The sequence below is a fragment of the uncultured Algoriphagus sp. genome, assembly GCF_963974835.1.
Classification (GTDB): domain Bacteria; phylum Bacteroidota; class Bacteroidia; order Cytophagales; family Cyclobacteriaceae; genus Algoriphagus.
The window spans coordinates 248,408-264,888 of sequence record NZ_CAXBET010000001.1 but is presented as its reverse complement, the minus strand read 5'-3'; the positions used below and the strand labels follow the sequence as shown (position 1 = coordinate 264,888).

Here is a 16,481-nt window from a genome sequence, read left to right as displayed (position 1 = left end):
GCCTGCTTTTTTACTGAGGTGTCAAAGTTAAGCCTGATAATCCTATTTTTGCAGCATGAGCATGCAACCAGAGGAAGATTTTGATGACGAGGAAATTGAGCTTTACGAACATTTTAAGTTTGTAATCGACAAAGGTCAAACCCCAGTCAGAATTGATAAGTTTTTAACAGGCAAGATAGCTTTTGCCACACGCAATAAAATCCAGCAGGCAATAGATGCTGGTGCAATTCAGGTAAATGGAGAGTCAATCAAAGGCAGCTATAAAGTAAAGCCTCTCGATGATATCCGTGTTATGATGGGTAAGCCACCCCGCGATACGGAAGTAATTCCTGAGAATATTCCTCTCAATATTGTCTATGAAGACCAATACCTTTTGGTGGTGAATAAGGAGGCCGGAATGGTAGTGCATCCTGCACATGGAAACTGGACAGGAACGCTTGTGAATGCTTTGGTGTATTACTTTCAGAATCTTCCAGAAATGAAAGGTAATGAAGGGAGACCAGGTTTGGTGCACCGTATAGATAAGGATACCTCAGGGCTATTGGTAATTGCCAAATCTGAAGATGCGATGACTCATTTGGCTTCTCAGTTTTTCCATCATTCAATCGAGCGAACATACTTAGCCTTAGTATGGGGAGAGCCAGAAGGGGACTCAGGTACGATCACTGGCAATGTGGGTCGCAGCGCTAAAAACCGTAAGGTAATGGATGTATTTCCTGATGGAAGTTATGGCAAACATGCCGTAACTCATTGGAAAGTGCTTAAAAGGCTGAGATATGTGTCACTCATTCAATGCAATCTGGAAACTGGGCGGACGCATCAGATACGGGCTCATATGAAATTTATCGGTCACCCGCTCTTCAATGATGCTATGTACGGGGGTGATAAAATCCGTAAAGGCACCCAATTCTCCAAGTATAAAACATTTGTTCATAACGCATTTGAGTTATTACCTCGACAAGCACTACATGCCATGTCTTTGGGTTTTATACATCCAGTCACAAAAAAGAAATTGAATTTTGAAGCCCCATTGCCTGAGGATTTTCAGTCCGTTTTGGATAAATGGGAAAATTACGTAAACTTAGAATAGAAGGGTTTGATTACCAAAAGGGCAATTATTAAAGCAAATACTTGCATTTTTATCAATAAAACAGCCATTTATAGTTCGTATTGGCAATAATTGGCTTATCCATTGAGAAATACGTAAAATACTCCAGTGATTAGCATGTGTTTTTAATGATACTGTATTTTTCAAACGATTTCATTAAAAATACTGTAATAATTCAGATTTTTTTTTGAATTATTTGCAATAAATAAACTGACCTTCTATATTTGAATCATACAAAGAGAGCAAACAAACGGTAAGCACTCAAAATACATTGAAATTACACTACACTGTAGGATGTTGAAATTGGCAGACAAGCCCTCCTGTCTCGGGGGTGGAGGTCATAGGACAAAGCATTTAGCGAGCTCGTAAATTTGCCTAACTACTCCGTGGAGGTTCGAATCCTTCTCCTACAGCAGGTTATTTTGGGTTTATTGTTAATTGACTAAAACCATGAAATTTTGTTTCATGGTTTTTTTTATGCCCTGTTCATTTAGCCTTTCTTTTTTAATTTGGGTTATTGCACCATTTTCCCAATAAGATTTTGCGAAAATCCATTGCAACTCAATTAATGAAATAGTAATTAGGACGGTAAAATCAGCCTGAATATTATAGTTTAAGTATAAAATTGAATGTAAAAATGGAAATACTGTAAAAAAATTAATTAAATGTTATTAAAATTTTAATAAACGGATGGTATTTCTAATTTTGAGCCAGCAAAATTTAAAACTGTTAAGGAAATATCTTTTGACTGTATTAAATCCTGCTTTAGAACTCTTCGGTTTTATAAAATATTTATATCTGGCATATGGCCGGTTACCAAACACTACAACACTGTAGGATGTTGAAACTGGCAGACAAGCCCTCCTGTCTCGGGGGTGGGGAATCAAGTAAAAAGCGTAATTCAACCGGACTATTGCCTAACTGCCCCGTGGAGGTTCGAATCCTTCTCCTACAGCATTAAAGCAGCACCTATGTGCTGCTTTTTTTAGTTGCAATTGGCCCTAAATGTCTATTTTAGACAAAAATCCGCACAGTATGTCAGAAGAGCTAAGGCAAAAACATTCTAAACATCCTTTCAGAAAGAAAGTGTTACGAGGAGTGATGTTTGTATTCCTTTCCTTACTCTTTCTGGAATTCCTATTTTATTTCGGGTCCAATTTTATACTGGCAGATTGGGCGAGACGAAAAATAAATGATGCGGCTCAAGGTGTCTATTCCATTGATTTTAATCGTGTTAGATTCTCCTTAATCAGAAGAGGGGTATTTTTAGACGGTATTATCATGAAGCCAATAGGGGAGCGAAAGCCGTCCCAGAAGCAGGCATTGTTTGAGTTGACCTTAGATGAATTGGCCCTCAAAAAACTTTGGTTTGATTTCTCAGAAGGAATTTTTTACATAGGAAGTATTGAATTTGACAATCCAAACATCAGTATGGATTTGCCGAAGTCTGACAGCTTATCCCAATCAAATAAACAAGAATCTTCTATAAAAGCCCTGGAAGAAGAATTTAAAAAGATAATAAACCGTGCGAATTTTAGAGGGGTTTATATCTCCGAGTTATCCATCAATAATGCAGACTTATTTTTCCTGAATTTTCTAAGTCATAATTCACTTAAAGCTGAAAATACAAGGCTGCTAGTAAAGGATATTGATTGGACGAAACAGGAGGAATGGACTACACCATTCAATGCAAAGGGTTTTGAGTTTGATCTTAATAATGTTGATTTCCCTCTGCCAGATGGTGTGCATTCTATTCATGCTGATGATGTATACATCAGTTCATTGGATGATGTGATCGATATCAAAGGTTTTAAGCTCTATGCAGATAAGACACGTGATAGCAAAGCGTACTATGAGGTAGACCTTCAAGAATTGCGTGTGGGCAATGTAGCCTTGAATGAAGCATTTATGACTTCGAATGTGGAAATAGATGAGATAATTCTTAACAATCCGGAATTCAGAGTACTCCAAAATATGGAGGCTGCAAAAGATAGCACGGCATCAGGAGATTTGAATGAATTGATTGAAGGATTGCTGGAGTCATTTCAGGTGAAAGAACTTTCTGTGAATAAAGGAAAGTTCATCACTTCAGACGCAGATGATACATTGAAAAACCGGATAGACATTCAAAATCTGGATTTTAAGATGGTGGAATTCTATCTGGGAAAGGATGAATCAAGGAAAGAGAACCAGTTTTTCTATGGGAAAGATGCGGCTATGGAGATTCAGGATGCCGATTTATATTTATCAGATGAGATTCACGTCATCTATGGCGACCGCGTCAGTGTTTCTTCCTTTAAGGATGAAATTATCATTGAAAACGTATTGGTGGAGCCAAGAGAGAAAGCACTTGAAGAACTGCAGCCAAACAATATCGTCAGGATATCATTACCAAAATTAACACTCAATAAAGCCAATTTAAAGAAGCTCTATAGTGAGGGAAAATTGAATATCGATGAGATGTTAATTCAATCCCCAAAAGTAGAAATTACAGAATTAACCGGCGAGAATGTAAGCGGTAATCAAGTACCGGTACGCGAGCTTTTGGAAGGTTACTTAAATGAAGTGGCCATTGGTAGATTTGATCTGCAGGATGGGGAAGTTCAATTCAAAAATGAGGAGGGAGTAAGAAGTAATGACATTGGTTTTGAGAAATTTAGCTTACTGCTGGAGAAAGTATTTCTTCAACCCAATTCTGAAGTAGATGTCAGAAATCAATTCTTGGCCGATGAGATGGTGCTTAGTCTAGATAAGTACAGATTGAAATTGAGGGACAATCTTCATGAATTCGTTGCGGATAGAGTATTGATAGATTCTAAGAATTCACTCGTGGTAGTTAATAATTTCTCACTCAGACCTGAGAATCCAGATTCAATTCAGTACATATTAGACAGTTATGGTAAATCAGTAATTCTGGATCTCAAGATTCCTGAATTCAGGGTAGAGGGAATAGATCTGATGGCAGCGTATAGAGAACAAAAGCTGATGATCAATACCATATTAGTGCCATCTCCGGTTGCTAGCTTTACCAGATTCAGAAAGCAAAAAGCGCTAGGAGGAGTCAATCAAGTGGAATCTTCTGATGAAATCGAGGATTTGCTCACCTCTTATTTTTCCTATATAAAAATAGATTCAGTTAATTTTAGTGATGGTCAAGTACATTACCTAAATCATGCTGCGGCCAAGCAATTGTCTTTGAGTGAGGATAGCTTATCTCTAACTCTGAAAGGGTTTTACCTTGAAAAAGGAAAAGTTTCTGAGCAAGGAAGGACATTTTTCTCTGATGAAATAGAGTTGGTATTGAGGAAATATGATTTTTCAGTAGCCGGAGGTAACTATGAAGTTGATACGGACGGATTAAGATTCAACTCCAAATCAAAGACCATTTCGGTAGATAATCTAAAGTTGAAGCCAAGTAAGTCGATTAAAAGTAAAATTGCCTTATCCTTAAACTTGCCAAGCGTATCCTTCGAAGGAGTTGATATCGAGTCATTTTTGTTTGATAATCAGCTTGATCTCGACAAGTTGGTGGTAGATGGAAGTACAATAGGCTTAGAAATAAATAGGAATTACAAGGCTGGAAGTAGCGAGAAAAAAGGAAGCCCCTTAACCGATAGAACCCTTCCCAAGTCTATTGAAAGGGTTACAATTGATGGAATTGAAGCCAAGAATTCAAGGCTAAGCTTGAATTATAGAATTGGAGAGAATGACTTTGAATCAATCCAGACAGATTTTGACCTGGAAATACTAGGGCTGAATTTGGATTCGGCTACAAATGCAAGACATGATATTGTGGGATTGTTTGATGAGATTAATCTTACGCTAAAGGATTTTTCATACACTTTGCCGGACAGTATTCATACCATCAAATTTTCAGATGTATATGTGGATAATTCCGCTGACGAAACAGTGTTTTCCAATTTTGAAATAGTCCCGCGAAATACTACCGGAAGTCCAGGCTTGCCAATAGTTTCAGCGAAGATTGATAAACTTGGAGTTCGTAATAACAGTCTTCAGGAAATGCAAACTACGGGTACTTTCAATCTGGAACAGTTGAGATTAGGCAATCCCACCATTAAATTATATTTAGACCCGGATAAAAAAGCTGACAGTACCAAGAAGAAAAGCATTGAAGAAAGTGATGGTGGACTGATCGAATCTATTTTGCTTCAGGATTTGCTAATCCAACATGGTGATATTTCTCTTTATACTAAAGGGAGTTCCCAGACCCCGCGTATGATGTTTGAAAATGTAGATTTTGGGTTAAAATCTTTGGATGTGGATTTTTTGAAAAAGGGGCTGGAGCTAAATCCACAACTATTGCTAGAAAAGGACCTGAGCCTTTCTCTTACTAATTATCACATATATACCAATGACAGCCTCAATAAGCTCAAAATAGGTAGGATTAGATATTTGGACAATAACATCTTTTTAGATAGTGTAAGCTATGGGCCAGTTGTGGGACGGTATGATTTTTTACGCCAAAGAGGATATCAGGATGATGCCATTGATGCCTTCGTGAAAAGTGTCAGTTTAAATGATATTGATTTTGAAGAATACTTTAACAATAACAACCTAAAGGCCCACTCGATTATATTGGATGGATTTCAGATGGATGTGTTCCGGGATAAAAGATTGCCATTGAAAGAAGGTGTAATTAAACCTATGCCGCAGGAATTAATGGAAAACGCATCGTTGGATTTAACCATTGATTCGGTGATTGTCAAAGATGGATTGATTAGATATCAGGAGTTCGCACCAAAAGCAATGTTACCTGGTGGTATTCGGTTTGAAGAGTTAGAAACCTCTATTGCGCCATTTGTGATGCGTAAATCGAATGAAAAATTTCCTCTGAAATCGAGTACTATTTTAGCTAAAACAAAATTGATGGGAGAAGGCGAGATAGAGCTGCAAATAGATATGCATTTTGGAAAGCCCTATCCGATGGACGTAGATGTGGAGATGGGAGAATTTGATCTTAGACTTTTAAATAATATGCTGTCCCGAGGGGTATTTGTGAGCGTGGTGGATGGCCGTGTCACCGATGGCAAATGGGATTTCAGAATTGACAATGATGCAGCCGCGGGAAAGATGAACTTTAAGTACGAAGATCTCAAGATAGAATTTCTGGATTCCCTGACATTGGAAAGAGGTAGAGGTAAGTTAGGCCTCATGACTTTTCTAGCCAATATAATAGCTAAGAATAATAATCCGAGGAAATTTTTTAATCACCGTGTGACTTCAGATATTTACTTTGAGCGGGATAAATCAAAGTTTATTTTTGGGGGGTGGTGGAGAGCAACCTTCAGTGGGTTGAAAGGAAGTCTTGGATTGGGCCAGCCTAAAGTGCCTAAGAGAAAAGAAGAGGAAGAGGAGTGATCAGTTGGCAGTTATCAGTTACTGACAGGATGTATATGTAGTAAATAGATGAAAGAAATCAAATCTTTCTAAAGTGAATGAGATAGTTGATGTCTTTAGGTGAAAATTTGAAATCCGGAGCTTTAAAATCTTAGGCTGGTTAGAAACACCTATGATTCAATTTAGGTTTGGTCTAAAATAAATCAGAAAAGCCCTTATGAAATTAATTTCATAAGGGCTTTTCAATGTTATCTGCAAAGGCTTTTACCTTCTTAAGATTTTGAGTTGTTCGCTCTGATTACCCCAAATTAACTGTACGATATGAATTCCTGGTGTTGCGTTATTTAAATAAGTGTTGAGAACTGTACTTACATCTTCTACTGATTTTACAGAATAAGATTCAAACACTCCTCTTGCATCGGATATTTTTATTAAAATTTCCTCATCATTATAGATGCTTCTATTTAGCAAATCCACATTTACATAATCTCTAGGGTTACTCGGATTAGGATAAACTATCCAAGAAGATTGTCCTTTTAATCCTTTTACCTGAATCGATCGAGTAACACTGTAAGCAAATGACCCGTCCGCATCGATTTGTTTCAATCGATATAGAATATTTCCTCCTGCAGCTGGCAGATTTGTGTCTTCAAATTTGTAATCAGTAGGAGAGTCACTGTATCCTTGACCTTTCACTTCTCCGATTTTAGTCCAAGAAGTCAAATCATTAGACGTAGCTCTTTCGATTTCAAATCGGTCATTCTCCCATTCTTTTGATGTCGCCCAAGAAAGCTGGGCTGATCTGGATTCAGCGTTATAGACCGCTTCAAAGTATAGATATTCTACTTGGAGAATGCGGTAATTGTCATAATAGATGTACACCACACCATTTCCACCTCTTCCTCCTGCGAAATAGCCCGCGCCGCCCCCTGACCCAGTTTTATCTGTGCCTTGAATTCCTACCGAATTTGCATCAGTTTGATTTCCGTCGCCTCCAATTTTCACTCCAAATACCACCGTCCCCGATTGACTAAGAACACCCCCTCCGTCACCGTTAAATTTATTGGCACCATTAAAGTTATTTCCAATGCCACCCCCTCCAGCACCGAAATTTATCGTTAATCCTGGAATTATCACTTGCTTTCCGTTACCACCATTTCCCCCTTTTCCTTGGCCTGCTCCAGCACCTGAGCCATTAGTACCTATTGACGCTAGTCCACCACCTCCACCGCCTGCATGTGCTCCATTTCCTGAAGCATCCCCACGTCCCCCAGCAAAGCCAATTCCTGGAAGCGATGTTCCTCCCGCAGACCCTACAGTCGTTGAAGCTCCTCCTCCTCCTCCTCCTGCTCCATTTGTTCCTATAGGATTTCCGCTTGAGGCGCCACCCCCACCTCCAATTGCACTTGCTGAGATAGTTGTTCCATCAATACTACCAGAGATAGAACTCGCGCCTCCAGGTTGACCTTTCAGATTTATAGAAGTAGATCCAATACCACCTTGCCCCACAGCCAAAGTAAACTCTTGACCTGCAGGGAAACCATATGGATTTGAAGTTGAATAATTAAGGCCAGTAAGTAATTGCCCTGCTCCTCCGCCTCCACTTCCTGATCCAGCCCCACCACCTCCGCCAGCTCCACCTACAATCGCCTTAAAGCCGATAAGTCCTTCTGGAGCTGTCCAAGTAGTAGTACAAGTAAATTCGATAATTGTGGTGCCGGTTTTTGCCCCATCATCTATAACTTTAAAGCAAGGACTTATTGGAGGAAGTGGATAGGAAATTAGAACTAGTCCTTGTCCACCAGGTCCTCCGGAGCTATTTCCTTTTGATCCTCCTCCTCCTCCTCCGGGAGCAGTTCCGGCTTTACCAGGGGTATTTCCACTCCCCGATCCACCTGCTCCCCCTGCACCACCTGACCCACCGTTTCCCCCGTTTCCCCCGTTACCAGTTTGTCCGTTCCCTCCAATCGTAGTGTTTCCATATCCAAATCTTACGTTTTGTGGTAGGGTGGCATTATAAGTACCAGCACTAGAACCACTAGCTCCATTTCCACCTTTTGCATATACTAAGGAGTTCGTAATTGAATTAGGAGGGCTTGAATCCCTAGTTGCCCAGCTATCTCCTCCATTTGCTTGAGCGGCACCTCCAGCTCCAATGAATATACCAATGGCCTCCCCTGGAGTTACTGGTATGGTAACAATTGAATATCCTCCACCTGCACCACCTGCACCATTGTTCCCATTTCCACCGCCTCCACCTCCGCCCCAGACTTTGATGGTAATTTCATATATTCCTGCAGGTACATAAAAGGTCCCATTTGAAGCATAGGTAGCAGCTTGGATCCCAAAGAAAGTTATGTTGTTAGCTGACAGCGTTATGGCGCATGCATCAGTTGATTTCTTAATTGTTTTTATTGTGAGTGATGTTAGATCTTCATTGCTTATGGTAGAAGTTGTGAAAGATCCTTTTCCATTTACAATAGAAACTGAAGCTGACAAATTTGTACCAGTATTTGCTAATCCTAAATCGTAGGTAACATTGTAGGTCCCATTGAGTAAAATTGCTGGGTTGCCAGTAATCGATACTGTGGCAGAACCTCCAGTATTTGAAGGGGCAGCTGAGGAAGTGGCAAGTAGGGTATAAACAGGAGTTACTTCAATTGTTCCAGTTGCTGAAATATTTCCACATCCTCCTGTTAATGGAATAGCGTAGTTGTAAAATCCAGGGGTTACAGAACTAGCGATAGTACCACTGATCGTAATAGTATTTCCCGAGAATCCTGCTGATAAACCAGCGGGAAGCCCTGTAGGTGTCCCAATTCCGGCAGACCCGTTTGTAGTATGTGTGAAAGGAGTTATTGTCCCATTTAAACAAACGCTAGCGTACGCTGAGGCTGCGGATGTAGTATTTTTATTCACAGTAATCGTACTGGAGGTTGCTGGAGAAGTAGCTCCACAGCTTACTGCATTTGTATAATTTACACTGACAGATTTACTTCCTGCGGTTAGCCATTTTAAAACCAGGTTTGGACTTCCATTTCCTCCCGAAGTTATGGTATAATCAGCACCTAAAGTTCCAGGTATAGTCCAAACATAATTAGTTTCACCTGTTTGGGTAGAATAAGTTACATCCGTATCGACACAAACAGGACCTGTTGGCTGACTAGTGAAGGAGACTACTGGTAGTGCATTGACAATAAAAGCTCCTGAAGGATTACTTATAGCGGTGGTTCCACATGTACTTGATGTTACCACTACAAAATAATAAAGGGTTCCAGGAGTTGAAGAAGGAGGGGTCAGACTATTTGTGGTCTTACCTGTAAGGAGTATAGCGTTAGGGTCAGAAATGGATGCAATAGCGCTAGTGTTACTATACCATTGGTAAGTGAACCCTTGACGGTTGGCGACAGATATAGGATTAAAGGAAAGGTTTTGACATTTGGATTGCCCTGCCAAACTCGGAGACAGAATAGCTGCTTGCGCATTGACAGTGATTTTACCCGTAGCATTGACCAATCCACATCCACCGGTCAAAGGAATACTATAATTGAAAACTCCGGATGCGGTTGGGGTTCCATTGATCGTAATTGTATTACCTGAGAAAATAGCAGTCACCCCAGCTGGCAGACCTGTCGCTGTACCAATTCCGGTAGCTCCTGTAGTAATATGAGTTATAGCACTTGGCAAAGCAGAATTTATACAGACTATTGGAGAAGAAGATGCAGCGCTTGTGGTGTTATTTGGAGTAACTATAAATGCTCCTGAAACATTACTAGAGACAGAAGATCCACAGGGTCCGGATACCACTACATAATAGTAAAAAGTACCTGCTGTTGAATTTGGAGGCGAAAAAGTATTCGAATTCGTCCCTACAGGAGTTTGAGTCCCTGCTAGGCGATCTCCTGTGGTATTTCTATACCACTGATAGGATATGCCAGTGGCAGACCCAACTGTAACAGAAATAGTATTAAAAGGTGAAGAACTATTTATACAACTGGTTTGCCCTGATAAACTTTCAGAAACTATACTTGGAATAGCATTTATAGTAATTGTACCCGTAGCATTGATAGAACCGCAGCCTCCAGTCAAAGGGATTGAATAATTATAAGTTCCAGCTGTGGTTGGAGTACCTGAAAATGTTATTTGGTTGGATGCCCAGCCAGCAGTAACTCCTGGAGGAAGATTGCTTGGAGTTCCAATGCCTGTGGCTCCAGTAGTTGATTGGGTAACTCCTGCGGGAATTGGTGCGTTCTGGCAAAAAGTATTTGAAGAAATCGTTCCAGCGGAATTATTAGGAGAGACAGTTATAGTGCCATTTATAATTGAACTTGTACAGCTTCCTGTTGGGGTAATTGTATAATTATATGTGCCCGGAGTTGATGGACTGCCAGAAATTGTAACGTCTCCATTATTATAGGTTGCTGTAACTCCCGTAGGTAATCCGGAGAAAGTCGCTCCTGTAGCTCCAGCAATAACATAATTTATAATTCCAATTCCTGAACCTTGACAGACTGATTGATTGTTAGATCCGGCAATTGATGTGAGTGTATTTGAGCATGTCCAGCTTACGATTACCAGTCCTTTTCCACCATCTCCGCCCGAAATTCCAGAGCCACTTTTTCCTCCGCCACCACCTCCTGGAAAACCTCCAATAAAGCCAGATTGATTTCCATTAGAACCCCCATTTCCGCCTGCACCTCCACCGTTTAATCCAATTCCCCCTGTCCCTCCCGTAGAAGTATTAGTGGAAGTTGCTCCCGGGTTACCGTTGCTTACTTGATTCCCTGACGCACCTCCCCCTCCTCCTCCATTCCCATTTGAATTTGAACCGTTCCCTCCTCCTCCTCCATTTCTATTTATTGTGCCACCTGAAGAAGCCCCACCTAGTCCACCTGTTAAATTTACTCCTCCTAATCCTCCGTTGGCAATTGCATTGACTATAGGGGATGGAGCATTTCCAACAAAGGAACTGAGTTGTCCATTTACTGCAGCGTTGGTTGTTGCGCCTAATCCACCATTTCCTACTGTTACAGTAAATGTATTAAATGGAGATACAACAAAGTTAGATAATTGGCTAAATCCACCACCGCCACCACCACCGCCCGGACGATTACCTCCGTTATTTGAATTAAAACCTCCTCCTCCTCCTCCTCCCCATATGCTAACACTTATAGTTGTTACTTTATGGGGTACAGTAAAAGTACCGCTGTTAATAAATGTTTGACTCTGTCCAAAAGCATCCAAACCAATCGAAATCAGCGTAAAAAAAAGAATGCATTTCAGTAGGTGTTTTATCATATAATAACTTCTGGAGAATAAGTTTTTAAACCTAAAAAAATGTATTTCAAATATGAGGCATTTTTTTCTCAAAACAAATAAAGTTATCGCTATCTATTTAAAAATAAATAAGTTCTCTATTTGAGTAACTTAAAAGGACTTCATTTTTTGAGGTCGATTTCATGAAGGTAAAGGTTGAAGTAATAAGCCTTGGAAACATAAGAGCCGGTTTAGTAATAAACCGGCTCTTGATATTTTTAGTTATGGAAACCTTATTTGATTTTTCCTTCAGTATCTGTGAAAGTGCCAGTTATAGATGAACCACTTTGTTGAGAAACAGTGCCAAACACTGTAATGCTATTATTAGATCCTACAAATTCAATTTTCCCCCCACTGTTTAAGTTCAGATTACCATAGATAACCACAGATCCAGAAAGTTTGAGTGTCGAGTTGATGTGCATGGTATTATTGGCGTTCATTTTACCAAATGCCAACGATCCATAAACTTCCGTAATTGATCCACCATTCATATTAAATTGCTCCTGAATCGCTAATGATCCACAGAACAAAAACTTAGAATTGTTATTTAGTCCTTTTATAGAAGTAGAACCGCTGTATGCTTTGTTTTCTCCACCATTCACATTTAGCCAAGCTTCTCCTGAATATGTAGGAAGTCCAGAACATAAAGCTTCCGTTGGATCTGTAGAAACTTTATTGATTTTTAAAATCTGAAGACCGCCGAAACCAGTAGCAACGAATACGAACTCCTCCTCATTTCTTACAAAGTTTGAAGAACCATCCAGATCCAATACGCCAAACTCCTTTATAGCTGATAATTCGGTCACGTCAGATATTGAAATACCTGCAGCGCCATTTGCCATGAATAACAAGTTATCATCCACGGAAACCGCATTAGTGACAATATCCGCTTCATCTACGTCCTCTGGACGAATGGGAATAGCCAGTTTGGTAATAAGACTACCATCAGTCATCTTATAAATTCCAGCACCGTTTGCCCCTTCGGAAACATATAAAGTACCGTTATCAATATCCATGGTTCTTTTTGCACCAGCTACATCTGCTGTCAAAGGAATGTTGAATACCTCAGAAAGACTGTTTGGGTCCAAAATATGAATACCGGAAGTACCGCTTAACACAGCCAGCTTATCACTTCCAAACGCCACAGCTCTTAAGTCTTCCATCTCAACAGAATTACCAGCTGTCTGGTTAAGGTCAAATAGACCTATAACTCCATCATTACCGCTCGTTACAGCCGTATTGGAATTGGTATTGGCTAGGTCAGTTGCCACAAAGCCGGGAAGAGAAGTATAGACAAAATCTGAAGTAAATCTCCCACCTGAAACTGACACAGTAATCAAGTTTGCAGGAGATGTCACATCCGCATTTTCATCAATGTTTACAGCAGTAGCTAAAAATAGTTTACCATCCTTGTACTCCAGAGAGCTAATATCAGTATCTGTGAAAATAGCCTGCTCAGTGATCTTGGGGCTATATGGATTGGTAATATCAAAAATATCAACAGCTCCTAAATAAGAGCTGCCTTCTATATTGTAAGATACATAGGCATAATTACCATCTATATCTACGTGTGTGGCTCTTAGTATTTGTCCTTCAAATTCTGGAGCATCCACTTGAGATACTAAAACTAATGGAAGATCCGTTGCTTCTTCGTTAATTCTACCATCTGGTGCAATAGGATTTAAAAATCCAATCACTCCGGCATTATCCATTTTGATGCGGGTAGAAAGTGCTTCGCTGTCTGAATTGACAAGAATAGGCCCATTATTGATAGGGTTAGATGTGTCATTGCAGGAGTAGAGAGCAATGACAAGAGCCAGGCCAAGTAGTAAGTGTTTTTTCATAATTTAGATAGACATAAACCGCTGTAGTATATAGCGGGAAAATTGGATTTTAAATACTTTAATTTGGAATTTAATACCGTATTAGGTTTTTTTTCAATCTATACTTCTGTTTATTGGTTTAATAACAGGCAAATTTGATATAAAATTTTGATATACATCAATAGTTTAGTTAAAAAAGTCTTTATAATTAATTGAATAGGGGAGTGCAGAGAAAAATGATTTATGGTTCAACTAGTTAGTAAGCACTCATTGATGTTTTTCCTAAAAAAATGATTATCCGCAATAAAGCTAGTCACCTTAAATTATTTGGTTATCAGGTTGGAAGACCGATGTGGCCTCTATTCCTAAGTTTAAAAAATCCTACATAGCTTTTGTCACCTTACTGGTAGAAAAGCGGTTATAAAAAAATAAAAAAAGGAAGGTAGTTTGAAGTGAGGGAGTAGTCTTTGCTGCTTAATTCTTTAATAATTTGATTTGCTCGGAATTATTCCCCCAGCGTATATCCATAATGTACAAGCCGGCATTTTTATAACGCATCCATTCGGAGACCATCCTCGAAACTTCTTCAGGATAAGTTAGGACTTTGGATTCTCCCTCACCAAGCATATTTATCAGGCTGATATAGATAGGCTCGTCTTGATATAGGTCAGGTTGTATAAGAGAGACAGATATTTCGGTGCCATAAGAAATAGGATTAGGGAAGGCCACCCACACCGATTTACCTGCCAGGGAAGGTAATTGTATTGCCTCAGTTTTACTATAGGAGAAGGATGCATCATCATCCACTTGCTTCAATCGGTAAAAGACGTCTCCACCGGCAAGAGGTAATTGGTCATCAGTATAAGTATAGGTTGCAGGTTCATTTGAGTAGCCATTTCCATCAACTCTGGCAATTACCTCCCATTCTTTGATAGAATTAATCGCTCTTTCAACTTCAAAATGCGAATTTCCCCACTCCTGAGCTGTGGACCATTCAAGCAGTGTTTTGCGATTAGCTGATTGGTAGGTAGCCTTGAAATACAAATAGTCTACTGGAAGAATGCGACATCCTCCATAGTAGGCCGGATTTGCTCCCGCACTTACACCACTTGATCCAGCAGCTGGATAAGAACCTGAAACTGATCCTGTGGGTAATCGCTGATCGCATATAACGAGCTGTCCTGTACCTCCTACGCTTACATTACCGCCACTTTTAGTTAGGTTGCTAGTTATTAATACGTCTGAATTATCATTCACTTCAAAAATTGCATTTCCAACATTTGGAAGATTTACATTTCCATCGAATGTAACAAAAGAATTATCGTTCATTCTAATTGGGCTTTCCACTGATGTGTTTCCTCCTACATAAAAATTTACATCGTCATTGATTACTAATTCGCTACCTACATTTGGCATTGTAAGGTTACCATCTAAAGTGATTTTTGAAGAACCTGAAACATACATTGGCTTGTTTAATGTGGTATTTTGCCCTACATGCAAAGTGACATTATCATCTATAGTAAAAGAATTATCCCCGTTGTTTTCCATTATAAGGTTTCCGGCAACATCGATTTTACTATTGTCCTCAGCTGTAATGTGCTTGCTTATCGATGCATTACCGCCAATAGATAATTGTCCATCTCCCTTTAGTTGAAGTCGGACCGGGGAGGCGTTTCCATTATTTCCAACGGTAAAATTATTTCCTGTATCAAATGCCCCTTCAATATTCAATTGAGCTACACCACTTTGAACATTCGTATTATTAGTTACATTGAAAATAGTATTTGCACCTTGATTGATAGTGCTATTTGAACCACCATTATTTTGAAAATCCAAGCTATTGACAGTTAGACTAGTTTTAGGAGTAAGGTTACTGGGGTTCGTAATATTAATAATTGTATTTCTTGACAGAGAGAGGGTTTGATTTACTGTCAAAGAAGCGGATCCATCTATTGTTACTGTCTTGACAGAGTTATTATTTATAAAAGTTAGGTTGTTTTGAAAAGTTGAGGTTCCATTTAAGACTATTTTACCAGACATAGTAACTGAATTGCTAACATTCAAAGTGCCTGTGGAAAAATTTGTAAAGGACATTCCAGAATTATTATTGTCAAATGACAGCGAAGAAATATTCATAATGCCACTGTTTCTTACATCTGCAGCTCCATTAATCGTGATATTACCTGTCTGCAATCCTGAATTATTGAAGGAACTCGAATTCGAAAATGTAATACCTCTATTAATTGTTCCACTGTTATTTACTGAGCCATTTTGGACAGATAATGAACCATTGTTGGTATAAATACCAGAAGAGAATACATTAAATGAACTTGAAGAGTTATTCAAGGTCAAGTTTCCTCTATACTCACCATATACATTTATAGTAATTTTATTGCTTGTATTGTAATTATCTAAATTACCCGAAAAAAAATCACCGGGGCCTACACATATAGTAAGGTTATTTTTATTTCTTAAATCAATTGACCTTGTTCTATTATTAGCATTAATGCATATAACATCCCCATCTTTCAAATTTGTTGGAGTGTTAGTATTGGCTCCGTTGTTATCTATAGTCACATCACAACTGTTACATTGCCCCATCACCTTTCCAGTCCAGAAAAGCTGAGCACAAGAAAAAGCCAGAAAAATAAAAAGTAAATTTTTCTTCATTAAAACAGAATACAAGAATTGCGGCCTAGGGAGACCAACTGAATGCTGATTAAGCTATTAAGGGTATAGCAAATTTAAAGAGACTGAGAAAAATATTATTGCCGCTCATTAAATAATTTACTTTTATATCAAAAAAAGTCCACATAATCATATAGAAATCTCTGTCTTTAAGCTAGTCTTAGCAGATAGTGGTCGCCGGAAAAAGA

5 protein-coding genes are annotated in these 16,481 nt (G+C 39.2%); 2 read left to right on the top strand and 3 right to left on the bottom strand.

What is annotated here, in order from left to right; all coding sequences use genetic code 11:
- The first annotated feature begins 55 nt into the window (after positions 1-55).
- Entirely contained in the window at positions 56-1,090 is a 1,035-nt protein-coding gene (locus AACZ73_RS01230) for an RluA family pseudouridine synthase (protein ID WP_339874685.1), read from the top strand.
- 1,053 nt (positions 1,091-2,143) lie between these two features.
- Entirely contained in the window at positions 2,144-6,487 is a 4,344-nt protein-coding gene (locus tag AACZ73_RS01225) for a hypothetical protein (protein WP_339874683.1), read from the top strand.
- A 243-nt stretch (positions 6,488-6,730) separates the two neighbouring features.
- On the opposite strand, the gene AACZ73_RS01220 is transcribed toward AACZ73_RS01225, so the two are convergent.
- The 3 genes from AACZ73_RS01220 to AACZ73_RS01210 all read right to left on the bottom strand — a co-directional run bounded on the left by AACZ73_RS01220 (position 6,731) and on the right by AACZ73_RS01210 (position 16,275).
- Complete coding sequence (locus AACZ73_RS01220) at positions 6,731-11,764, bottom strand: glycine-rich domain-containing protein (RefSeq protein ID WP_339874681.1); 5,034 nt, start codon at positions 11,762-11,764, stop codon at positions 6,731-6,733.
- Positions 11,765-12,015: 251 nt separating this feature from the next.
- Positions 12,016-13,626, bottom strand: a complete 1,611-nt coding sequence (locus tag AACZ73_RS01215) for a hypothetical protein (protein ID WP_339874679.1) — start codon at positions 13,624-13,626, stop codon at positions 12,016-12,018.
- A 453-nt stretch (positions 13,627-14,079) separates the two neighbouring features.
- Complete coding sequence (locus AACZ73_RS01210) at positions 14,080-16,275, bottom strand: hypothetical protein (RefSeq protein WP_339874677.1); 2,196 nt, start codon at positions 16,273-16,275, stop codon at positions 14,080-14,082.
- Positions 16,276-16,481 lie beyond the last annotated feature (206 nt).